We start from the raw sequence: 21,968 nt of genomic DNA on the forward strand, positions 1-21,968 counted from the left end.
AGCACGCCATACCGCGGCGCCCACCAGCGCACTCAGCGGTATCGAACGGCGCACCCGATAGACTCCGAACTCGTGAAGATTGTCTCAGTCGTGGGCGCGCGCCCACAGTTCGTCAAGCTCGCTCCGATTCACCACGCGGCGCTGGCCGCTGGCGTCGAGCACGTCATCGTACACACGGGCCAGCACTATGATCCTCTGCTGTCGGACGTGTTCTTCGAGGAACTCGGAATCGGCGCGCCGGACTTCCACCTCGGCGTGGGCAGCGGTTCTCACGGGAAGCAGACCGGTGCGATGCTGGCGGCGCTGGATGATGTCTTCGCCGAAACGACGCCGGACTGGGTGCTCGTCTACGGCGACACCAACTCGACCGTGGCCGCGGCGCTCAGCGCAGTGAAGATGCACATCCCCGTGGCGCATCTGGAGGCCGGCCTGCGCAGCTTCAACCGTCGCATGCCGGAGGAGCACAACCGCGTCATGACCGACCACGCCGCTGATCTGCTGCTGGCGCCGACGAAGGTCGCGGTCGACCACCTCGCCTCGGAGGGACTTGCCGAACGGACCGTGCTCGTCGGCGATGTGATGACCGACGTGCTCTACCAGGTGCGGGACACTCTCACCGGCACGGTTCCCGCGCTGGTGTCGGAGCTCTCGCTGCAGACCGGCGAATACTACGTTGCGACGATTCATCGAGCGGAGAACACCGACGACCCCGAGCAGCTGGCAGCGGTTGTCGCGGGCCTTGCGGGACTCGACCGCCCAGTCGTGCTTCTTGCTCACCCCCGGGTGGTCGCGAAGGCTGCGGAACACGGGATCGCATTGAACCAGGGGTCGCTGGTCGTGCACGAACCCTTGGCGTACAGGGATCTGATCGCCGCAGCGCTCACGAGTGCGGGCATCGTCACGGATTCCGGCGGACTGCAGAAGGAAGCCTTCCTTCTCCGGGTGCCCTGCACGACCGTGCGCACGGAGACGGAGTGGGTCGAGACGATTGAGCTCGGATGGAATGTTCTCGCGCGTACTGCAGAGGAAATCGCTGACGCGGTACGGCGCCCGGCGCCCGCGGAGACCGATGACGCGCCGTACGGTGACGGCGCCGCAGCGGCGCGTGTGATCTCCGAGTTGACGCAGACGTCGCGCTGAGGGCAGGCGCGGCCGCCCTCGAGCATCGGCGCCCACGTTAGGATTGCAGCATGCGTATTGTCGTCGTCGCCCTCGGAAAGATCGGGCTTCCCCTTGCCGTCCAGTTCGCCGATTCTGGTCATGACGTCATCGGGGTCGATGTCAATCAGGGCACGGTCGACGCCGTCAACGCGGGTGTGGAGCCCTTCCCCGGCGAGGCGCATCTGCAGGAGAAGCTGACCGAACTCATCCCCGCGGGGCGCCTGCGGGCGACGACCGATTATGCCGATGCGGTTCCCGGCGCGGACGCGGTCGTGCTGGTCGCGCCGGTGTTCGTCGACGAGCAGACGGGTGAACCCGACTTCCGCTATATGGACGCGGCCACGAACTCGCTCGCGGCGCATCTGACGCCCGGCACGCTGGTCTCCTACGAAACCACCCTGCCCGTCGGCACGACCCGCACGCGATTCACCCCGATGCTGGAGGCAGGGTCCGGTCTCACCCAGGGCGCCGACTTCCATGTCGTGTACTCGCCCGAGCGCGTGCTCACAGGCCGGGTGTTCGCGGATCTTCGCAAGTACCCGAAACTCATCGGTGCGCTCTCGGAGGAGGGCAATCGGCGGGCGCGGGAGTTCTACGAGGCGGTGCTGCAGTTCGACGAGCGCCCCGACCTGCCACGCCCGAACGGCGTGTGGGACCTCGGGACCACCGAGGCATCCGAAATGGCCAAGCTCGCAGAGACGACGTACCGCGATGTGAACATCGGCCTCGCGAACCAGTTCGGCCTGTTCGCGGCAGCGCACGGAATCGATGTCTACAAGGTCATCGAGGCCTGCAACTCGCAGCCTTACAGTCATATCCACCGCCCGGGCATCGCGGTGGGCGGGCACTGCATCCCGGTGTACCCGCGGCTGTACCTGTCGACCGACCCCGACGCGGATATCGTGCGGACTGCTCGCGAACTGAACGCGTCGATGCCTGAGCGACTGGTGGCCCGCGCGGAGACGACGCTGGGATCCTTGGCCGGACTCACCGCGGTGGTGCTCGGCGCTGCGTACCGCGGCGGCGTCAAGGAGACCGCGTTCTCGGGAGTCTTCCCGACCGTTGAGGCGCTGAAGACCCGTGGGGCCGAGGTGCGAGTGCACGATCCGCTGTACACCGACGACGAACTGCGCGCGCTCGGATTCGAGCCGTACGAGCTGGGAGAACCGGCGGACATCGCGGTGCTGCAGACCGACCACGCCGACTACCGGACCCTCGCGCCGTCCCAGATCCCTGGCGTCAAGCTCCTCGTCGACGGCCGGGCGGCCACTGATGCTGGGCTGTGGGCAGGCACACCGCGCATCGTCGTCGGCACCGCCGGACAGGTCTGATACGCGGCAGCGCCTCGCGCGCCGGGCTGGGCGAGGCGCAGCACGACCTACGAAGAGCCCGCGCGTCGAAGGACCGGTGCTTCCTCGCGGGTGGCGCGGGGCGCGCTACCGGGTGGTGGTCGGTCGCTCGGCGGGTGCGACGAAAGGACCGTGCGTCGGCGTCGACGGCGTGGCCTGGATGTCCAGCTGCAGCGCGCTGATCAGCATCTGGATACCTATCATCAGAGGTAGCGCGGCGAGCATCACCGTCGCGGCGGTGGCGACCACGGATCCGGCGATCTGGATCATCACCCAGATGCTTATCCCGACGCCGACGATGAAAAGGAAAAGCCCGAGGAAGAGCAACAGCGCGATAGGCGAGAACGACCACAGGACGTATCGATACCAGATCCGACTCCAGTACCCGACCGTGAGCCGGTTCAGCAACTCGGGGATCACTTTCCGCAGTTTGATGCTGGAGACCTCGTCGCCGTACACAGCCGGGATGGGCACATCGGTGGCGGAAACCTGAAGGATGTTGAGTTTGATGAGCAGATCATTCTCGAAGCTGTACCGTTTGGCGATCCGGTCCAGATCCACGCGCCGCAGCTCTTCGGTGCGCACCGCGGTGTAGCCGTTCTGAGGGTCGAACAGGTTCCAGTAGCCGGACGCGAGTTTGTTCATGAATGACAGCACAACATTGCCGAAGACGCGATAGCCCGGCATGCCGCGGAAGGACTCCGGACCGTAGAACCGATTGGCCTTCGCGAAACCGAACCCCTCGTCGGTGACTTTGTCGAGCAGATCTGGCAGATATGCAGGATTCATCTGCGCGTCGCCCGCCATCACGACGTTCACATCAGCACCGAGCTCCAGCGCCGCACGATGTGCGGTGATGATCGCGCCCCCGACGCCCAGGTTGACCTCGTGCCGGATCAAGGTGACCCGCGGATCGTCGACGGCTTTCACGGCTGCACTGGTCTCGTCCGGGCTGCAGTCGTCGACGATCACGATGTGATCGACGAAGGAGGGCATCGTCTCGATGACACGCCCGATCATCCGCTCTTCCTTGTAGGCAGGGACGACGGCCGCGATGACGGCGTTCTTATACATCGGTGCTCCGAGTCGAAGGGCTGACGAACACCCAGTAACGATAGGCGAAGTAGTTCCAGATCGTCGTCGCGACGACGGCGAGCACTTTCCCTGCGAACCAGCCGGCGCCACTCTGATCGACGAGCCAGACGATACCGGTCGTCGCCACCGTGTTGAAAGCGACCAGTGCGGTGTAGCGGGCGACGCTGGGGACGACGTGCGAGTCGGATGCGAACGCGACAACACGCTGCATCGTGTACGTGACCGCGAACGACACGAGGAACGCCACCGGCGTCGCGATGGACAGAGGGATGCCGAGCAACTCGTGCGCGATCCACAGCAGCGCTACATCGACGACGAAACAGAATCCGCCGACCAGCAGATAACGGACGGCACTCCGACTCCAGAGACGATGTGCGGCGTCGCGGAGTCGAATCGGCATGGCTCTAGTCTCTCAGATCGCGTGCTCAGGCTCGGACGGTGGGCACGGATACGATGGAATCATGGATCTCCTCGTCGTCGGGTCGGGTTTCTTCGGCCTCACCATTGCTGAGCGCGCTGCGAATGCGGGCCGCAAGGTCACCGTCATCGACCGCCGCCACCACATCGGAGGCAACGCGTACAGCGAAGCCGAGCCGGAGACCGGCATCGAGGTGCACCGCTACGGCGCCCACCTCTTCCACACGTCGAATGCGACGGTGTGGGAGTACGTCAACCGGTTCACCACGTTCACGAACTACGTGCACCGCGTGTACACGAACCACAAGAACGTCGTGTTCCCGATGCCGGTGAACCTGGGCACGATCAACCAGTTCTTCCAGGCTGCGTATTCGCCCGCCGAGGCGCGGGCCCTCGTCAAGGAGCAGGCCGGCGAGTTCGACGTCGCTACGGCGACGAACTTCGAGGAGAAGGGCATCGCCCTCGTCGGCCGTCCGCTGTTCGAGGCGTTCTTCCGGGACTACACCGCAAAGCAGTGGCAGACCGACCCGCACAAACTGTCCGGCGACATCATCAGCCGTCTCCCGGTGCGCTACACCTACGACAACCGGTACTTCAACGACACGTGGGAGGGCCTGCCCACGGACGGCTACACCGCGTGGCTCGAGCGCATGGCCGATCACCCCAACATCGAGGTGAAGCTGAACGTCGACTTCTTCGACGAGTCGCAGCCGCTGAACAAGAAGGCCATGGTCGGTCAGGTTCCGGTCGTCTACACCGGTCCGGTGGACCGCTACTTCGACTACACGGAGGGGGCACTGAGCTGGCGCACGCTGGACTTCGAGCAGGAAGTGCTCGATATCGGCGACTTCCAGGGTACGAGCGTCATGAATTACCCGGACATGGATGTCCCGTATACGCGTATCCACGAGTTCAAGCATTTCCACCCTGAGCGCAAGGACGTCTTCGCCCAGGACCGCACCGTGATCATGCGCGAGTTCTCGCGGTTCGCCGAGCGCGCCGACGAACCGTACTACCCGGTGAACACCGCCGACGATCGTGCAGGGCTGCTGGCGTACCGCGACCTGGCCAAGGGCGAGAAGGATGTCCATTTCGGAGGGCGCCTCGGCACTTACCAGTACCTCGACATGCACATGGCCATCGGCTCGGCGCTGTCGATGTGGAACAACCAGCTCTCGTAGACTCGATACCGTGAGTCACGCTGCTGTCGGGGCGCCGGGGACGCCCCGGCGATACCTGCATTCGTTGTGGCTGCTGTCCGCGAGAGACCTCAAGGTCCGCTACTCGACGAGCCTCCTCGGCTACCTGTGGTCTGTGCTGGATCCGTTGATCATGAGCCTGATCTACTGGTTCGTCTTCACGCAGGTCATGAAGCGCACGGTCGGGGACGAGCCGTACATCATCTTCCTCATCAGCGCATTGCTGCCGTGGGTGTGGTTCAACGCGGCGGTGTCGGATTTCACCCGGGCGTTCAAGAAGGATTCCCGCCTGGTCCGATCGACGAACATCCCGCGATCGATCTGGGTGAACAGGATCGTGCTGAGCAAAGGGCTGGAGTTCCTGTTCTCCGTGCCGGTGCTCGTGATCTTCATCGTCATCAATCTGATGGTGGAGACGGATCCGTCAAGGACCGTGACCATCGGCTGGGGCATCCTCTGGTTCCCCGTGGCCATGCTGCTGCAGATCGTGCTCCTGGTCGGTCTCGGTCTGCTCGTCGCCCCCCTGTGCGTTCTGTACACCGACCTCGAGCGAACGACAGCCCTCATACTGCGCGCACTCTTCTATGCGACGCCCATCATCTACGGCGTCCAGGACCTGCCGGGCGTCTTCGAGACGCTCGGTGCGTTCAACCCGCTCGCCGGGATCATGACCCTCTACCGTATGGCGTTCTTCCCCGACCAGTGGGAACCGGTGTCCGTCGTCGTCAGCATCGTCATGAGCTTCGGCATCCTGATCCTCGGCGTCTGGGCGTTCCGAAAGCTCGAGCGACCCGTGCTGAAGGAGCTGTGATGGCCGCTGCGATCGAAGTTCGGGACCTGGGTGTCCGGTTCCGGCGGAACCGCCGGGGAAGACGGAGCTTCAAGGACATCTTCGCCGGTGCATCCCGGCGATCGCGTCCCGGCGAATTCTGGGCGCTTCGCAACGTGTCATTCGACGTGCAGCCGGGTGAGTCGATCGGTGTCGTCGGCCGCAACGGACAGGGCAAATCCACGCTTCTTCGGCTCGTCGCCGGCGTCCTGCTGCCCGATGAGGGCTCGGTACGCGTGAACGGAGGAGTCGCCCCGCTCATCGAGCTCACCGGCGGCTTCGTCGGCGATCTGACAGTCCGCGAGAACGTGCGTATGACCGCCGGTCTGCATGGAATGTCCCGCGCGGAGGTCGCACGTCGCTACGAGGGCATCATCGCCTTCTCGGAGCTCGAGGGCTTCGAGGACACACCGTACAAGCATCTGTCCAACGGTATGAAAGTCCGTCTCGCCTTCGCGGTGGTCTCGCAGTTGGACGAGCCGATCCTGCTCGTCGATGAGGTGCTCGCCGTCGGCGACAAAGGATTTCGCGACAAGTGCTATGCCCGGATCGACGAGCTGCTCGCTGAAGGCCGCACGCTGTTCTTCGTGAGCCACAATGAGCGCGACCTGCGCCGATTCTGCACACGCGGGCTCTACCTGAACAAGGGCGAACTCGTGCTGGACGCGCCGATCGGCGACGTGCTCGATCGCTACAACGCTGACTTCGCAGCCTGAGGCTCAGATCACAGACCGGCCAGATCGCGGAGGCTCTGCAGCGCTTCGAGGGTCGCACGCTCGGCGCCTGAGACATCTGCTCCGCTGCGATAAGCCTGCTGCAGATCGTTCAGCGATGTGAGGTAGGTCGAGACGCTCGTCGACCACTCGGCCGCGATCGACGTCGGGGGAGGAGTGTCGGACAGGCGCTCGGCATCCTGCCGCATCGGCTCGATGACACTCGCTGCATCCTCACCACTCGACGCGGCGGCGATCTCCAAACCGGTCACCGCGTCATCGAGCCACGGCGAGACACGTGCGGCGAACGCTTCGGCATCCGGGTCCTGCGACGGGGGTGCCGTGGGGACCGGCGTCGGACCTGCTGTCGAAGTCGGTGTCGGCGTGGGCGTCTGAGTGGGGGAAGGGCTCGGGCTCTTGCTCGCTGAGGGGGTGGCAGTCGGGCCGGGCTCGGGCGCGAACCCGATCGGGAGGACGAACACGAGGAATGCGACGACGATCGCGAGCGCGAACGCAGAAAGCCCCACGATCAACCACACCCGTCCGGGCCGCTTCGGTGCCGGAGGCAGGGGAGCCCAGCGCACCTCGGGTTGTTGTCCGTCGGTCATCACGCCTCCAGCGGTGGCATCGGCTTCCAGCTCCGGTCGCGGCCGAGCCGGCCGCCGTCACGGATGCCTCGGAAGAGATTGCTCGTGCCGCGGACAGTGCGTTCGACGAACACGAGCCGGATCAGCTCCTTGAAGAAGGTCGCGGTGGTGCCCAACCCGAACAGGACGGGGTTGTAGACCCCGTTCGCGCGGTAATACTGCTTGATGAAGGCGCGGTTGCGCATGATGTAGTAGCGGTACGCATTACTCGACGCGTTCAGGTGCCGTACGCCCATGTCCCACTGGCGTATCTCCCTGGTGCGGCGCAGAACGAATTCGTTCACGATCACCGCCGTCGTCCGGCGCGAAGCGAGCCAGCCGTACGTCTGGTCGTCCCAGTAGATGAAGAACCGAGGATCGGGCAGGCCGATCTGCTGCACGATCGAGCGATGGATGAACATGCCTTCGAAGCAACCGCTGTTCATCTCCTTGAAGCCGGTGGCGTCGAAACCGGCGGGCGCGAAGGGGATCGGGATGCCCATGCGCTCGGCGATCCTGTACTGCCAGTAGAACTCGCTGCCGTCGTAGTCGAAGCGTCGGCCCTGGATGCTCTTGAACCTCGGCGTCCAGGCGCCCATCCGGGCGAGACCGTCAGGGACGACCTCGACGTCGTCATCCATCATCCAGATCCATTCGGACCCGAGCTCGTATGCCGTACGCATGCCCTCGCTGAATCCGCCGGAGCCGCCCGTGTTCTCCTCGAGTCGGCGGTAGACGATCTCGGTGCCGATCGTCTGACGGAAGGACTCGACGACCTCCGTGGTGTCATCCGACGAGGCGTTGTCGATGATGACGACGTGCCCGGGCTGCGGATCCATGCCGGCGATGCTGTTCAGCAGGCCGGTCAAGAGGTGCGAGCGGTTGAACGTGACGATGACGATCGTCGCCGTGGCCGGATCGAACACGGCGGAGGTCATGCCTTCTCCTCGAAGATCTGCTGCCAGGAGGCGTCGGACACCAGGTCCGGGAGAGCCCCACGGTACTGCTGCTGCAGTTCGGGCCAGCGACGGCGCAATTGGCGGTGCAGTCTGATCGAGTCGAGGAGCATGCGACGGAATCGGGCACGATCACGCGTGTAGATGTTCTTTCCCGACCCATCGGCCGCACTCACGAGCGCACTGTCGAAGTGCGGCAGGCGCCACCAGTGCGCATCACCCTTGCCGAACTCGACCTCGGGCTGAGCGACGTTGGCCGGGTCCGGCCGGTGCACCCAGTGCGAGACGAGCGTGGACAGGGTGAACCAGCGCAGCTTCAGCCCGGTGGGACTGTCGAACTCGTTCTTCTTCAGCTGCTTGTACACCTGGCGGCCGCGTCGCGAGTGCAGCACTGTCGACGGGTCCTTGTGCACGATCGTCTCGGGGTGCTGCGCCGCGAGTGCACGCGCGGCCGGCATGGACGTGGCCAGATTGCGGCGCATATGGTCGGGCCCGGCCAGGACGTCTCGCAGCGCCTGAGCGCGCAAGGCGACGGGGTAGTACTGCATCATCATCAGGTGCTTGAGGTCGACACGTCGGCTGTGCCGGATGAGCAGCCCTCCGCGCGGAGTGTTCGAATGCAGCAGCCCCGCGACGATGCGGTTCCGCGCATGGAAGTACGCCTGCCAGTCGATCGAATCGTCCTTGTTCACCCAGGACACGTGCCACAGCGCGACACCGGGCATCGACACAGTGGGGAATCCTGCCTCTCCGGCCCGCAGGCAGAACTCGGCGTCATCCCACTTGATGAACGCGGGCAGCGAGAGGCCGACCGCCCGGATGGCGTCGAGCGGGATCAGGCACATCCACCAGCCGTTGTAGTCCGCGTCCATGCGCATGTGCAACAGAGGCGTCTGACGCAGATTGGCGGCGCCGAAGTCGTGCGGCATCTTGTCCTGGTAGTGATTGCGCCACATGAAGGGCACCTCGTCGACGACCTCCGCCCAGCCGTGCAGCTTCGGGCGATCGAGCAGATCGAACATGTGCCCGCCGACGAGGATCGGGTTCGTCGCGAAACGGGCGAACATGATCGAGCGGCGCAGCGACTCCGGTTCGATGCGGACATCGTCGTCGAGGAGCTGGACGAAGTCGCTCTCCGGGCGCTGGAGCGTCTCGTGCATTGCCCGAGCGAATCCGCCCGATCCACCGAGGTTCGGCTGACGGATGACGTCGAGCGCGTCACCGAGCCTCTCGGCGACGGCGTCGAAACCGTCCTCGTCGGCGACGAGCTGCGTGCCCTGGTCGACGAGGAAGATCCGGTCGACGAGCTCGAGGACTTCCGGCGCGTCGGCGAGCGCGGTCAACGTCGAGACGCAGTAGTCCGGCTTGTTGTACGTGGTGATGCCGATCGATGCCTTACCGGTGCGCGCGGGCTCCTGCTCGGTGGTCCACTCCGCGCCCTCGAGGACTGCGTGCTTCTCGTCGGCCACGACATCGAACCAGATCCAGCCACCGTCGCTGAACTGCGTGAGCGAGAGCTCGAAACTGGTGGTGGCGACACCGGTGACCTCCTGCGTGGCCACCCGCTGGTGGACACCTGCACCGTTCGAACGGTAGACGAGGATCGTCGCCGGCCCGTTGGTGTGCACCGTGAGGCGCACATCCCTGACGCTCGTCCAGTGCTGCCAGTACGAGGCGGGGAAGGCGTTGAAGTACGTGCCGAGCGACACACGTCGCCCTGCGACGATGCGAGCGCGGGTGCGGCCGAGGATGTTGCCGAGGTGCGCCCGGGAAGACACCCGGACGGCTTCGCCCTCGATCGTCGACCACGTCTCGGGGTCGGCGTACAGCGGCAGCAGGTCGGGGTCGCGGTCGAGCGGGAAGACGACATTCTGCAGGACGTGGGTCACGTGGGATCTCTCCGGGTGGGGCGACGTGCGCCGACACGAGATGCCGGCTGGCGGCTCAGGCGAGCAGACCCAGCCTACCTTCCCGTTCCCGGGACGCCCGGACCCGGGCGGTGCCCCGAGGTGATCAGTCCTGCGGCCGCAGCGTCGGAATCGCACCCGTCTGCGCGGCGTCGATGTTCTCGCGCCACGATCGCGATTGGCCGGCTCGCAGCGCGCAGAGCACGAGCATGAACCAGCCGACGTCCGACAGGGTGAAGCTCTCGAACATCGAGTCGACCGCCAAAGTGACGAGGATCAGCGGTGTCCAGGCGTACACGACCGACCGGCGGGAGCTGGCGACCAGCCATGACCGCACCAGCGCGACACCGCCCAGCAGCAGGAACAGCACGAGACCCACCGCGCCGAGTTGGAGCAGTACGTCGAAGTAGGCGTTCAGTGCTGTCGCGTGCTGCTGATCGAGCAGATAGTTGAGGTAGTTGAACGGATACTCGCCCCGCCGCCACGGACCGAACCAGCCCCACCCCTGCAGTGGCTTGAGCGCCACGAAGTCGAGGATTCGATTCCACAGGTCGGCCCGCATCGAGAAGTCGGAACCCGCGCCCAGCCACGCGATGATCGGATGCCGCAGCACCAGTGCGACCGCCAGAGTGACCGTGGTCAGGCTCGCGAGCACCCACTGCACGACGACCCGTCTCGCCGGCGCTGTGTGTCGGACGATGGTCAGGGCGGCCGTGGCGGCCCCGACACCCACCGCCAGCACGAGCACGGTCGGCGAGGCCGACAGCAGCGCGAGGAAGCCCGCGAGGGCGATCGACGGCACCGCGACCGGCGCCGTCACCGACTGCGTCCGCCACTCGATCACGAATGTGATGAGCGCGATCACGGTGATGAAGCCGAGCATGTTGCGGGTGCCGAAGATGCCCTGGATCGGGCCGCCGGAGGCGAGCGCTCCGTCGATGCCGAGGAACGCGATGGGCAGATCGAGCAGGATGCCGGACACGATCTCGAGCCCGAGCGACAGCGCCAGCAGAACTCGTAGCGTGTCCCCGATCGCCCGCACCGTCTGCAAGGTGTCGCGGATGTGGCCGATGGTGATCGCGAGAACGGCGTAGCCGAGCAGCGCCAGCCACGCGAACACCGTGTCGCCGCGATCGGTCGTCCAGATCACGCTGACCAGCGCGAGAGCGAGGAAGGCGAGCAGCGACGAGGGCGCCAGTCGCAGCAGCGACAGCTCCTCGCGTCGCACGATGAGGATCGCCGTGCCGATCACGCACAGCGCGAGGACGATCGTCGCCAGCGTCGCCGTCGACGTCAGCCGCTCGATCGCGAACGATCCGAACACCGCGAGCAGGGCCGTCAGCGTGAACGCCCGCGCCATCTCGACGGAGCCGAGCAGGCGTGCCATGCCCTGGCGTGCGCTCATGGCACCCGCCGCGAGCCGCGTCCGCGTTCGGTGATCCTGACCTGCTCGCTCAGACCGACGCCCACCAGCGGGACGGATTTCATCTTGAACGACAGCAGCACCAGCAGCAGCCAGCCCCATAGCATGATCGGCGTCGATTCGCTGAGGCCCTGCACGAGCAGCACGGTCGTGTAGAGGATCGGCAGCAGCGTCACGGGGGAGAACGGCCGGTCGGCCCGCAGGTCCCACCGCGGCCGGTCGACGGCGAAGAACCACGACCGCCACAGCAGCGCGCCGTACGCCACGGCCATCAGCACGAGGCCGACGACGCCGAGCTGGAACAGCACATCGATCCACATGTTGTGCGCATGGAACACCGTGATGCCGTGATCGGTGATCCAGCCGTCGAACGCGGGATGCGTCGGCACCCACGGACTTGAGAAACCGAGCCCGATGATCGGGCTGGTCGCCGCCTTGTCGAGCACGACGGCCCAGATCAGGTCGCTGCGACCGGTCAGATCCGCCGAACGGCCGAGCGCTGCGAGGATCGGTCGATACAGCAGCAGCGCCGCCGTGACCGCCACGACAAGGATGCCGATGCACCACGCGTACACCTTGGCGCGTCCGCGCGAGGTCCTGGTGCGTCGGATCAGCAGCGCCACCACCAGCACCGCCGCCGCGGCGAACGCGCAGATCCAGGCGGTCGCGGAGGAGGCGCGCACGAAGAAGTAGGCCGCCAGCAGCATCCACATCGCCAGGGTCGTGCGCCACCGCGCGCCGAGGGCGAAGCGGATGCCGAAGGCGATGATCGCGAACAGCGACAGGAACGCCAGCAGGTTCGCGTTGCCGACGATGCCCTGCAGCCGACCGCCGTCGAACAGGTTGTCCCGCACCCAGTACCACTGCGGATCGGGCTTCCCCTCTGGCACGTCGACGAAGTTCGGCAGGATCGGGCCGTGGACGACCAGCGCCGCCCACAGTTCGATCGCGAGCGACAGTCCCAGGATCCACTTGAACGCCGACGCGAGCGCGCGGACGATCTCCTGCCAGCTCAGCGCATGAGCGATGAACAGCGCATTCACCGTCACGGCGGCCAGGAGCACCCACGTCACCAGCGTCGGGACGCGCCACCCCGACCAGGCGACCGAGAGCAGGGCGAAAGCCGTGTACCCCAGCGCCGCCCAGGGCAGGCGTCGCCAGAGGAACGGCGCCGGACGCGACCGGGCGAGCATCGGAATCCCGATCGCGAGCGTCGCCAGCGTGAGGACCGCGATCGCGATTCCCGCGCCGATCTGGCCGATCAGGTTGTACACGGCGGAGTGGGCGAACGCGGCGATCAGGACGACGACGATGTAGCCGCGCAACAGCAGATGCCCCGTCGACTCGCGCTCCGGCGCGGTGGGCGGGGCTGCCACGGGATGCTTCGTGTACTGCGCCATCGGAATCAGGCTACCGCGCGTGCTCCGGCATCCGCTGTGCCCGGTGCGTGGCTCTACGCTGGAGGCATGCTGCTGGGTCTCTCGAACGTGCCGCGCGACTACGCGTGGGGATCGACCACTCTCATCGCCGACCTGGAGGGTCGCTCGCCCTCCGGCGCGCCGGAAGCCGAAGTCTGGTTCGGCGACCACTCCGGCGATCCCGCCGATCTGGCGGACGGGCGGACGCTGGATGCCGTCACCGGCGGCTCCCTGCCGTACCTGTTGAAGATCCTGGCCGCCGCCGATCCGCTCTCGATCCAGGTGCACCCGACCATCGCGCAGGCCAAGGACGGCTGGGCGCGCGAGGCGGGACTCGCCGCGGACGACCCCACGCGCAACTATCGCGACGACAACCACAAGCCCGAGCTCATCGTCGCCCTCAGCGATCGCTTCGAGGCGCTCGGCGGACTGCGCCCGATCGACGACACGCTGCGGCTGCTCGGCGCGCTGGGCGACGGCCCAGCGGTGAACGCGCTGCGCGCGCATCTTACGGGCGAGGGCGGGCTGCGAAGCACGATCGCCTGGCTGCTGTCCGGAGACGCCGACGCCGAGGTCGAGGAGATCTCCGCGGCGCTCGCCACGGCATCCGCGCTCGAGTTCGACGACACGCTCAGCGCCATCCGCACGGTGGCGGAGCGAAACCCGGGTGACCCCGGCGTCGTCGTCGCGCTGCTGATGAACCACATCGTGCTGCGCCGCGGGGAGGGGATCTTCCTGCGGGCCGGTCTTCTGCACGCGTACCTGTCCGGTCTCGGCGTCGAGATCATGGCCGCCAGCGACAACGTCCTGCGCGGTGGACTCACACCCAAGCACATCGACGTGCCCGAGCTGCTGAGCATCCTGGATGCCACGCCGGGCATCGTGCCCGTGCTGCAGCCGGGCGACACCGCCGTGACCGCATACCCGGTCGACGTGGACGACTTCGCCCTGCGTCGCGTCACCCTCGACGGTCAGCCCGTCGTGGTCGACGTGGTGACCCCGGCGATGGTCCTCGCGACTGCGGGTTCTGTCACGGTCGCCGGCGCGGATGCCGTGGCGCACGCCGTCGCGGTCGGCACGGCGCTGCTCGCCACCGACGAGACCACCCTCACGCTGTCGGGAACCGGCGAAGCCTTCATCGCCCAGCCCGGCTGAGCCGCCCGGTCGAGGACTGCGCCTGCGACGCGCCCGGCGCGACACGCCGACGAGGCTTCAAGAACCTTCAAGAGCGGCTTGAGGCTTTATTCTTCGCGACTTGACCGGAGCGAATGACACGGGTGTAATTAGTTGAGCACGGCCCGGTGGGGGGCAACTGACAGGGCAAGGAGAGCGACATGACGGGTTACCGTTCCGACGTTCCCGAGAACTGGTTCGTCGATCCAGTCAACCTCGGGGTTCCCGGGGTCAGGCGCGTGGACGCCGACGAGGAGAACGCGCTCGCCTGGCAGACCGACGCGCTGTGCGCGCAGACGGACCCCGAGGCGTTCTTCCCCGAGAAGGGCGGCTCGACCCGCGATGCCAAGCGCATCTGCACATCGTGCGATGTCCGCGGTGAATGCCTCGAGTACGCGCTTAGCAACGACGAGCGCTTCGGCATCTGGGGCGGGCTCTCCGAGCGTGAGCGCCGCAAGCTCAAGCGCCGCGCGAGCTGATCCACAGCTTCTCGGGCGCGCCGGTCACGGTGAGCACGACGATGCCACCGGACGCTTAGGCTGGCCACGCCATGCCAGCCCGACTTCACGCCGTCATCGTCGCGCGCTCCGGCGCGACCGCCCGCGCGCAGCTGCTTCGAACGATCGACGCGCTCGCCTCACAGACCCGCCGCCCTGACGCGGTCACGCTCGTGGTGTGCGGCGACGTCACCACGGCGCGGGAGAGTCCGGCCGTCGCTGCGATCACGGACACGATCGTCGAAGCACGACCGGCCACCTCCTTCGCCGATGCGGTCGCACTCGCCGCACCGCGGGTCCCGGAGGGCAGCGCCCTCTGGCTGCTGACGCACGACAGCGTTCCCGCTCCTCGGGCTCTCGAACAGCTCGCCGGTGCACTGGAGCGCTCGCCGTCCGCGGCCATCGCCGCACCGAAGCTCGTGCGCTCGGACGACGCCCGCGAGATCGTGTCGTTCGGCGTGACCATGACGACGTTCGGCCGGTCGGTGGAGCTCGCCGCTCATGAGCTCGACCAGGGCCAGCACGACGGTTCCGATGAGGCGCTGGGCTCCGACATCCGCGGCATCCTGGTGCGATCCGAGGTCCGCGAGCATCTGACGATCGACGACGCCCTCGCGGGCGCCGATGAAGGACTCGACCTCGGTGTGCGGGCGCGGCTCGGCGGCGGACGGGTGGTTCTGACCTCCGGCGCGATGATCCGCGTCGAGCCGGACGGGCCGGCCGCTCTGCCGCAGCGACCGACCCAGCGTGCGTACGTGACGCGCCTCGCGCAGCTGCACCGCAGACTCGCATACGCGCCCGCTCCCGTCGTGCCGTTGCACTGGCTCTCGTTCCTCCCGCTCGCCCTGTGGCGGACGATCGTCCATCTCATCGGCAAACGACCGGCCGAGGTGCTGCCCGAGTGGGCGGCGGCGGCCACGGCGATGGTGCGCTTCGGCGCGGTGGCGCGTGCGCGGGGGCGGATCCGCGCGTTCCGCTCCGCCGGCTGGTCCAGTATCGCGCCGTTGCGGATGACGGGTTCGCAGCTGCGCCGCCGCCTGGACGACGGGCACGGCAGCGAACGCGGTGCCGTCAGCGAGCTGCGCTTCTTCTCCGGCGGTGGCGCCTGGGCCGTGCTGGGCGCGGCGATCGTCAGCGTCGCGGCGTTCACCTCGTTGCTGGCCTGGCAGAACATCGCCGGCGGCGGACTGCTCCCGATGCGCGACACGGTCGTCGGACTGTGGGAGGACGCGGCCTGGGGCCTTCGGGGACTCGGTGTCGACGTCACCGGACCTGCCGATCCGTTCGCCGCGGTCCTCGCCGTTCTGGGCACGCTGTGGCCGGCCGGGCCGTCGTTCTCCCTCGTGCTGCTCTGGCTGCTCGCTCTGCCGCTGGCCGTGCTCGGCGGCTGGTTCGCCGCCACGCGGGTCACCGACCGCTCCGGGCTGCGGATCTTCGTCGGCGTGGCGTGGGCGCTCGCGCCCACGTTCCTCACCGCGCTCATCGAGGGACGCCCCGCCGCGGTGATCGTGCATCTCCTGCTGCCGTGGCTGTTCCACACCGCGGCGGTCGCGCACCGCTCCTGGGGAGCCGCCGGGGCCGCGTCGATTCTGCTGGTCGGCGTCGTCGCGGCATCGCCGTCGCTCGCCCCCGCGATGGTCGTGATCTGGGCCATCGCGTTGATTGTCGTTCTGGCGCAGCGTCGGCTGCGCGGCGCTGTGCGCATCGCCTGGCTGCTGATCCCGACCGTGGTGATGTTCCTGCCGCTCGCCCTGTGGCGCCTGGGCGAGGGCGACCTCATGGCGATCGTCGCCGACCCCGGTCTCGTCTGGCAGTCCCCGCAGGCGACCGCGGATGCCGCAGGGCGCCTGCTCCTGGCGAGCGGGTTCCCGACCGGAGACCTGGCCGGCTGGGCGCAGCTGCTGGATCCCACGATCGCCGCATGGACGCCGCTGCTGCTCGTTCCGCTGGTGCTGCTCGCGCTGGCATCCGCTTTCGCCCCGCGGTGGCGCGCCGGTTTCGTGCTGCTCGCGGTCGCGGCCGTCGGCGTGGCGACGGCCATGCTCGTGGTGGGCATCGCGATCAGCTTCTCGCAGGGCGAAGCGGTGCCGATCTGGCCCGGCGCCGCGCTGAGCCTCGCGTGGGTCGGCGTCGTCGGCGCCGCGGCCGTCGCTCTCGACACCCTGATCGCCCTGCCGCGCCTGCGCACGATCGCCGCCGTCGTCGCCGGACTCGCGCTCGGGGTCTGCGCCGTCCCTGCTCTCACCGCTGTGCACACCGGCCGCAGCGTGCTCATGGAGGGGACGGGGAGCACTCTTCCCGCACTGATCGCGGCCAATGCACGCGGCGACCGCGACCTCGGAACCCTCGTCATCACACCCCTGGGCGAGAACAGCGCCGCAACCCGTGTGGTGTGGGGCGCCAGCGACACGCTCGGCGCGCAGACGACGATGCTGAGCACGGCGACCGAGGTCCAGGGCACCGATGTGAGCGCGCTGGCGGTCGACCTCATCTCCCTGCGCGACTTCGACGCCGCAGGCGAACTGGCCGACCTGGGAATCGATTACGTTCTGCTCGACGAGCTGCCGCCCGCGTCGGATGACGGCGCCGAGGGCTTCCGCCTCGATGCGGTCATCGCCCTCGATCAGCGTGCGGGATTCGTCCGTGGCGGCGATGTGACCGGCATCGGCGTGCTGTGGCGGCTGGAAGCCCCCGAGGCGGACGACGCCGCTCGGTCCGCCGGCGAGGACGATCAGGGCGTCGCCCGGTGGTTGATGACCCTGCAGCTGCTCGTGGTGCTCGCGGCGCTGCTCCTAGCGGTACCGACCAGGGCGTCCCGTCGTGCGGCCAGGGCGATCTCGCGGGTCGTCGGGAAGGCGCCGGAGGAGCCGCTGACGCCGGTGCGCCGTCACGGCGGCGACGCCGCGCAGGATGAGGCGGAGGCCGTGCTCGACGCCCATCCGGATGCCGAGACGAGCGATGATGCTCGGGACGACGAGGCTCGGCACGACGAGGTGTCGGACGATGCCGTCGATCCCGCCGCCGAGGATGCCGATGCGTCGGAACCCGCCGAGCGGAGTGGCGAAGGCTCGTCGGGACTCTCGACCGCGTCCGAGGACGAGACGCCCCACGACGCGGTGGCCGAGACCGTCACCGACGACGAGCCGTCGTCCGATGAAGATTCCCGCAAGCCGGAGGAGGACCGCTGATGCCGACGAGCACACGGGCGATCACCGTCGTCGCCACGAGCGCACGACTGGTCGTGGGAGCAGTGGTCGCTGTGGGTGTCGTGGCAGGCGTTGCCGCCGCCGTCGTGGCGCCCTGGCCCGTCATCGAGCACACCGCGGCGTCCACGCAGGTCACCACGGTTCCGGGCGACCCGGTTCTGGTGTGCAGCGGTCCGTTCCGTGCGCTGGGAAGGGACTCGCGCGACGCGGACCAGATGCAGGTCGCCGGTGAGGGACGCATCACGGTCGACGGCGAGCCCACCTCGCCCGTCGAGAGCACGATCGCCACGCCGGACCTGGTGGGCGGCGACGGCGCCTCCGTGTTCACCGGATCCGTCGAGGGCCGCGAGAGCGCCGAGATCGCGGCATCCGAATCGCTCACCCTGGCCGAAGACGACCTCACCGGTCTCGCCGCGGCACCCTGCGCACCGGCAACCACGCAGTCCTGGATCATCGGCGGCTCGGTCGAGACGGGCGCCAACGACGTGCTCGTGCTTTCCAACCCCGGTTCGGTTCCGGCGACCGTGACGATCCAGGTGTACGGCGGCTCGCCGAACCCGACGACACAGGTCATCCCCGCGGCGACGCAGATCGCGCTGCCGTTCGCCTCCATCGCCGCGAACGCCACCGACCCGGTCGTGCGGATCACCGCCGAGGGCGCTCGAGTACGCGCTGTTCTGCAGTCCGCGCTGACGCGCACGCTCGATCCGGCGGGCGCCGATCTGCAGGGCGCGGCGATCGAAGCATCCGACACGCTCCGCTTCGCCGGAGTCCAGGTGGTCGCGCCCGCCGAGGGGACGGCGACGAATGCCGTGAGGCTGCTGGCCCCCGATGCGGACGCCGAAGCGCGCGTCGTCGTGCGGGATCAGGACGGAGCCGACGCCGCGGAGTTCGCCGTTCCGCTGACCGCAGGCACGCCGATCGACGTCGCGCTCACGGACCTCGAACTCGGGACGTACAGCGTGGAGGTGACCGCGACGACGCCGATGGTGGGCGCGACCTGGCAGAGCGAGGGCGCCGGCGCGGGCGCCGACTTCGCGTGGATGACGCCGGCGCCGGCGCTGACGGAGGCCCTCTTCGCCGTGCCGGCCGGGCCGACGCCGATGCTGCATCTCGTGAACGGCGCCGACGAAGACGTCTCCGTGCAGTTGTCGGCCGCGGGCCGCTCCACGCGCGAGGTGACGGTCCCGGCCGGCGCCTCGGTGACGGCGCCGCTGCGCAGTTCGACCGTGTACCGATTGGTGGCCGACGACGCAGTGACGGCGGCCGTGACGATGACGCAGCAGGGCGCGCTGGCGGGATGGCCCGTGGTGTCGGGCGCTACCGAGCAGCGCGAGATCACGGTCTATCCCTAGCGGTCGTCCGCGCGGAACCGGTCAGTTCTCGGGGCCGAGTTCCCACGGATCGCGGCCGACGAACTCGGCGGCCGCGCGGAACACGGCGCTCTCGATGGAGATGCGCCGGTGCGCGGCGTCGTCGTGGCCCGGGGGGAGGAGCCGTTCGATCGGGATGCGGTAGAGCACGATGCGACGGGCGCCCTGATCGATCGTCCAGCGCGGGACTTCTCCGGTGCCGTCCTCGCTGATCGGCATGGCGCCGATCTCGAAACGGACGTCCTCGAGCTCCGGCCAGGTTCCGCGCAGGAATTCCACCGCGGTGCCCACCGCCAGATCGAATCGGTCGATCCGACCGTCAAGCGGCGGCAACGGCGGCCGCACGACCTCGCTGCGTCCGAGGCGGCCATGCCGGCCGTGCCTGGCACCACGGCGAGGCGCGGTCCGGGGAAGACGACGACGGGGCATGACGAAAGTCTAGGACGCGTTCCCGGTCGCTGGGCGCGGCATCCGCTCCGACCCGTCGACAGAGGCATAACCTGACGGAGATGGACGAACGACTCTGCTCGAAAGTCGGCTGCGCGCGCGAAGCCGTCGCGACGCTGACCTATGACTACGGGGATCAGATGGCGGCGCTCGGTCCGCTCGGCGGATCACGGCATCCGAACGCGCACGATCTGTGCGCCCAGCACGCCGACCGGCTGTCCGTCCCGAGCGGATGGATCGTCATCCGCCACGAGGCCCTCCGCGCCTGACGCGATTCCGACCGATCGCAGGAACGGTGGACGCGAGACTCAGGCGCCGATCGAGCGTCCGGTGAGCTTCTCGGCGCGGGCGTCCGCGATCTGCAGGCCTCGCAGTTCGCGCCGTCGGCGGATCACGGTGATCGCCGCCAGGATCTGCTCCGGTGGCGCGACGGGGCGCGGGGACACGAACGCGTCGGCCTCCGCCACGAGCTGCTCCGCGATCCGGAACCGCGCCTGCGGCATCATCTGCGGCGCGGTCTGCAGGAACTGCGAGATGCGCCTGGCCAGTCGATCCGGAAGACGCGCGACATCTGCGATCGCCGACCATTCCGCGAGTGCCGCAGGCACCACAGGCTCGTGCGGAGTGAGCTTGGGCGTCCGGACGCGCTGACTGTACGTGCCGGCGACGAGGTCGCCTAGCCGCTGCGAACGGGCCGTGAAGGCACCGGTCAGCAACGCGACGGAGCCGAAGGTCATGTAGATCTCGAGGACGCCAAGGAGTGCCCGGATGAACGCGTGCCGGAACCCGGTGGCCCCGCCGTCCAACCGCACGATCCGTCCGCCGACGGCGAGCTTGCCGAGGCTCCGACCGCGCAGCGACACCTCGAGCGCCACCGGTACGACCACGAAGCACACGACCAGGGACGTGACGTTGAGGATCCGGTCGATCGCCTCGTCGATGATCCCGGCATCCAGCATCCAGATCCGCAGGAACATGAACAGGATGTAGAGCGCGAAGGACAGCACCATGTCGATGACGGCGCCCAGAACACGCAGGAAGAATCCGATCGGCTGCACGTCGATCGCGACGGCCTCGCCGGAGAGGACCTCTTCGCTCAGCTCGATCGACGTGGACATGAGTACAGTAAATCAGGTGGATGCCGACGCTCTGAGTGACGCACGCCGCGCGGAGTGGGCGCGTCTGGACGAGCTCAGTCGCGCGCGGCTCGATGACGGCGACCACGTCGACGAACTGATCGTGCGGTACCGGGCGGCATCCGCGGATCTGGCGGAGCTGAAGACGTCCGTGGGGGAGTCCCCCCAGAGCGCGTACCTCTCGACGATCCTGGCCAGGGCGAGACTTCGCCTCACCGGCGCCGGCGACAACGTGCTGACGCAGATCAGGCGCTTCTTCGTCGACCAGCTGCCGGCGGCGCTCTATCGCGTGCGCTGGACGACGCTCGTCATCGCCGTCGTCTTCATCCTCATCTCCGTCGGTACGGCGGCGTGGATCTCGGCCGACCCGAACCTCGTCGCGACGCTCGGGACACCCGACTTCCTCGAACAGTACGCCGAGGAGGAGTTCACGCAGTACTACACCGAGAACCCCGCGGCGGTGTTCGCCGGTATGGTCTGGACGAACAACGCCTGGCTCGCGGCGCAGTGCGTGCTGTTCGGCGTGACAGGCATCTGGCCGATCTACATCATGACGCAGAACGCGATCGGCCTCGGCGTCTCCGGAGCCGTGATGGCGGCGCACGACCGCGCGGACGTCATGCTGCTGTACGTCCTCCCGCACGGGATGCTGGAGATGACGTGCCTCTTCGTCGCGGCCGCCGCCGGACTGCACGTGTTCTGGGCCTGGGTCGCTCCAGGGCACCGCAGCCGCGGCGAAGCCCTCGCCCAGGAGGGACGGTCGCTCGCGACGGTCGCGATCGGACTCATCTTCGCGCTGTTCCTGTCCGGCCTCGTCGAGGGCTTCGTGACCGGCTGGTCCCTGCCGTGGCCGGTGAAGATCGGCATCGGCGCCGCGGCCCTGGCGGTCTTCCTCATCTACATGCTCGTCATCGGCGGACGCGCCCACCGTCGAGGGCAGACGGGCGACCTGCTGGAGTACGAAGCGGGCACACCGAGACTCGTCGCCGGCTGAGCGCCCGAGCGCACAGGCATCCGGACATGCGAAAGGGCCGGTGCCATGG

The 21,968-nt window shown here is 68.0% G+C and carries 20 protein-coding genes; 11 read left to right on the forward strand and 9 right to left on the reverse strand.

The window, feature by feature from the left end:
* Nucleotides 1-72: 72 nt before the first annotated feature.
* Nucleotides 73-1,140 (forward strand): non-hydrolyzing UDP-N-acetylglucosamine 2-epimerase, encoded by a 1,068-nt coding sequence (wecB, locus tag OED01_RS05545; protein ID WP_264157379.1) that lies wholly within the window; start codon nt 73-75, stop codon nt 1,138-1,140.
* A 50-nt stretch (nt 1,141-1,190) separates the two neighbouring features.
* Complete coding sequence (locus OED01_RS05550; protein ID WP_264157380.1) at nt 1,191-2,492, forward strand: nucleotide sugar dehydrogenase; 1,302 nt, start codon at nt 1,191-1,193, stop codon at nt 2,490-2,492.
* A gap of 105 nt (nt 2,493-2,597) precedes the next feature.
* On the opposite strand, the gene OED01_RS05555 is transcribed toward OED01_RS05550, so the two are convergent.
* A complete protein-coding gene (locus tag OED01_RS05555; RefSeq protein ID WP_264157922.1) occupies nt 2,598-3,584 on the reverse strand; it encodes a glycosyltransferase family 2 protein in 987 nt (328 codons plus the stop codon).
* On the reverse strand, nt 3,577-4,005 hold the full coding sequence (locus OED01_RS05560; protein WP_264157381.1) for a GtrA family protein: 429 nt from the start codon (nt 4,003-4,005) through the stop codon (nt 3,577-3,579). The genes OED01_RS05555 and OED01_RS05560 overlap by 8 nt, the downstream gene beginning before the upstream one ends.
* A 61-nt stretch (nt 4,006-4,066) precedes the next feature.
* Between OED01_RS05560 and glf the strand changes: the two genes are divergently transcribed.
* The 3 genes from glf to OED01_RS05575 are packed head-to-tail and all read left to right on the forward strand — an operon-like array spanning nt 4,067 to nt 6,766.
* Entirely contained in the window at nt 4,067-5,203 is a 1,137-nt protein-coding gene (glf, locus tag OED01_RS05565; RefSeq protein ID WP_264157382.1) for a UDP-galactopyranose mutase, read from the forward strand.
* Between the two features lie 10 nt (nt 5,204-5,213).
* On the forward strand, nt 5,214-6,032 hold the full coding sequence (locus tag OED01_RS05570) for an ABC transporter permease (RefSeq protein ID WP_264157383.1): 819 nt from the start codon (nt 5,214-5,216) through the stop codon (nt 6,030-6,032).
* Complete coding sequence (locus tag OED01_RS05575; protein ID WP_264157384.1) at nt 6,032-6,766, forward strand: ABC transporter ATP-binding protein; 735 nt, start codon at nt 6,032-6,034, stop codon at nt 6,764-6,766. The genes OED01_RS05570 and OED01_RS05575 overlap by 1 nt, the downstream gene beginning before the upstream one ends.
* An 8-nt stretch (nt 6,767-6,774) precedes the next feature.
* Here OED01_RS05575 and OED01_RS05580 read toward each other — a convergent pair whose 3' ends face one another.
* The 5 genes from OED01_RS05580 to OED01_RS05600 form a co-directional block, all read right to left on the reverse strand.
* Nucleotides 6,775-7,371 carry a hypothetical protein gene (locus tag OED01_RS05580; RefSeq protein WP_264157385.1) on the reverse strand — a complete coding sequence of 199 codons (597 nt, stop codon included), beginning with the start codon at nt 7,369-7,371 and terminating at the stop codon, nt 6,775-6,777.
* Nucleotides 7,371-8,327 carry a glycosyltransferase gene (locus OED01_RS05585; RefSeq protein ID WP_264157386.1) on the reverse strand — a complete coding sequence of 319 codons (957 nt, stop codon included), beginning with the start codon at nt 8,325-8,327 and terminating at the stop codon, nt 7,371-7,373. The genes OED01_RS05580 and OED01_RS05585 overlap by 1 nt, the downstream gene beginning before the upstream one ends.
* The gene (locus OED01_RS05590; RefSeq protein ID WP_264157387.1) at nt 8,324-10,234 is read right to left on the reverse strand and encodes a glycosyltransferase; all 1,911 of its coding nucleotides are present in this window, start codon (nt 10,232-10,234) and stop codon (nt 8,324-8,326) included. Before OED01_RS05590 ends, OED01_RS05585 begins: the two co-directional genes overlap by 4 nt.
* Nucleotides 10,235-10,358: 124 nt before the next feature.
* Entirely contained in the window at nt 10,359-11,657 is a 1,299-nt protein-coding gene (locus OED01_RS05595; RefSeq protein WP_264157388.1) for an O-antigen ligase family protein, read from the reverse strand.
* Complete coding sequence (locus OED01_RS05600; protein ID WP_264157389.1) at nt 11,654-13,075, reverse strand: O-antigen ligase family protein; 1,422 nt, start codon at nt 13,073-13,075, stop codon at nt 11,654-11,656. The genes OED01_RS05595 and OED01_RS05600 overlap by 4 nt, the downstream gene beginning before the upstream one ends.
* A 66-nt stretch (nt 13,076-13,141) precedes the next feature.
* On the opposite strand from OED01_RS05600, the gene manA reads away from it, so the two are divergent.
* The 4 genes from manA (at nt 13,142) to OED01_RS05620 (ending at nt 19,324) form a co-directional block, all read left to right on the forward strand.
* On the forward strand, nt 13,142-14,248 hold the full coding sequence (gene manA, locus OED01_RS05605) for a mannose-6-phosphate isomerase, class I (protein ID WP_264157390.1): 1,107 nt from the start codon (nt 13,142-13,144) through the stop codon (nt 14,246-14,248).
* 179 nt (nt 14,249-14,427) lie between these two features.
* Nucleotides 14,428-14,745 carry a WhiB family transcriptional regulator gene (locus OED01_RS05610; protein WP_264157391.1) on the forward strand — a complete coding sequence of 106 codons (318 nt, stop codon included), beginning with the start codon at nt 14,428-14,430 and terminating at the stop codon, nt 14,743-14,745.
* A 71-nt stretch (nt 14,746-14,816) separates the two neighbouring features.
* Nucleotides 14,817-17,951, forward strand: a complete 3,135-nt coding sequence (locus OED01_RS05615; protein ID WP_264157392.1) for a glycosyltransferase — start codon at nt 14,817-14,819, stop codon at nt 17,949-17,951.
* Nucleotides 17,951-19,324: a DUF5719 family protein gene (locus OED01_RS05620; RefSeq protein ID WP_264157393.1), complete on the forward strand. Its 1,374-nt coding sequence runs from the start codon at nt 17,951-17,953 to the stop codon at nt 19,322-19,324. The genes OED01_RS05615 and OED01_RS05620 overlap by 1 nt, the downstream gene beginning before the upstream one ends.
* Nucleotides 19,325-19,345: 21 nt before the next feature.
* Here the strand turns inward: OED01_RS05620 and OED01_RS05625 are convergent, their stop codons facing one another.
* On the reverse strand, nt 19,346-19,771 hold the full coding sequence (locus OED01_RS05625; RefSeq protein WP_264157394.1) for a hypothetical protein: 426 nt from the start codon (nt 19,769-19,771) through the stop codon (nt 19,346-19,348).
* 80 nt (nt 19,772-19,851) lie between these two features.
* Here OED01_RS05625 and OED01_RS05630 point away from each other — a divergent pair, with 80 nt between their 5' ends.
* Nucleotides 19,852-20,058 (forward strand): DUF3499 domain-containing protein, encoded by a 207-nt coding sequence (locus tag OED01_RS05630; protein WP_264157395.1) that lies wholly within the window; start codon nt 19,852-19,854, stop codon nt 20,056-20,058.
* Between the two features lie 39 nt (nt 20,059-20,097).
* Here OED01_RS05630 and OED01_RS05635 read toward each other — a convergent pair whose 3' ends face one another.
* On the reverse strand, nt 20,098-20,907 hold the full coding sequence (locus OED01_RS05635) for an RDD family protein (RefSeq protein ID WP_264157396.1): 810 nt from the start codon (nt 20,905-20,907) through the stop codon (nt 20,098-20,100).
* Between the two features lie 16 nt (nt 20,908-20,923).
* On the opposite strand from OED01_RS05635, the gene OED01_RS05640 reads away from it, so the two are divergent.
* Nucleotides 20,924-21,919, forward strand: a complete 996-nt coding sequence (locus OED01_RS05640) for a stage II sporulation protein M (RefSeq protein WP_264157397.1) — start codon at nt 20,924-20,926, stop codon at nt 21,917-21,919.
* Nucleotides 21,920-21,968 lie beyond the last annotated feature (49 nt).

Origin of the sequence: Microbacterium sp. M28 (assembly GCF_025836995.1) — a bacterium.
In the GTDB taxonomy this organism is placed as follows: Bacteria; Actinomycetota; Actinomycetes; order Actinomycetales; family Microbacteriaceae; genus Microbacterium.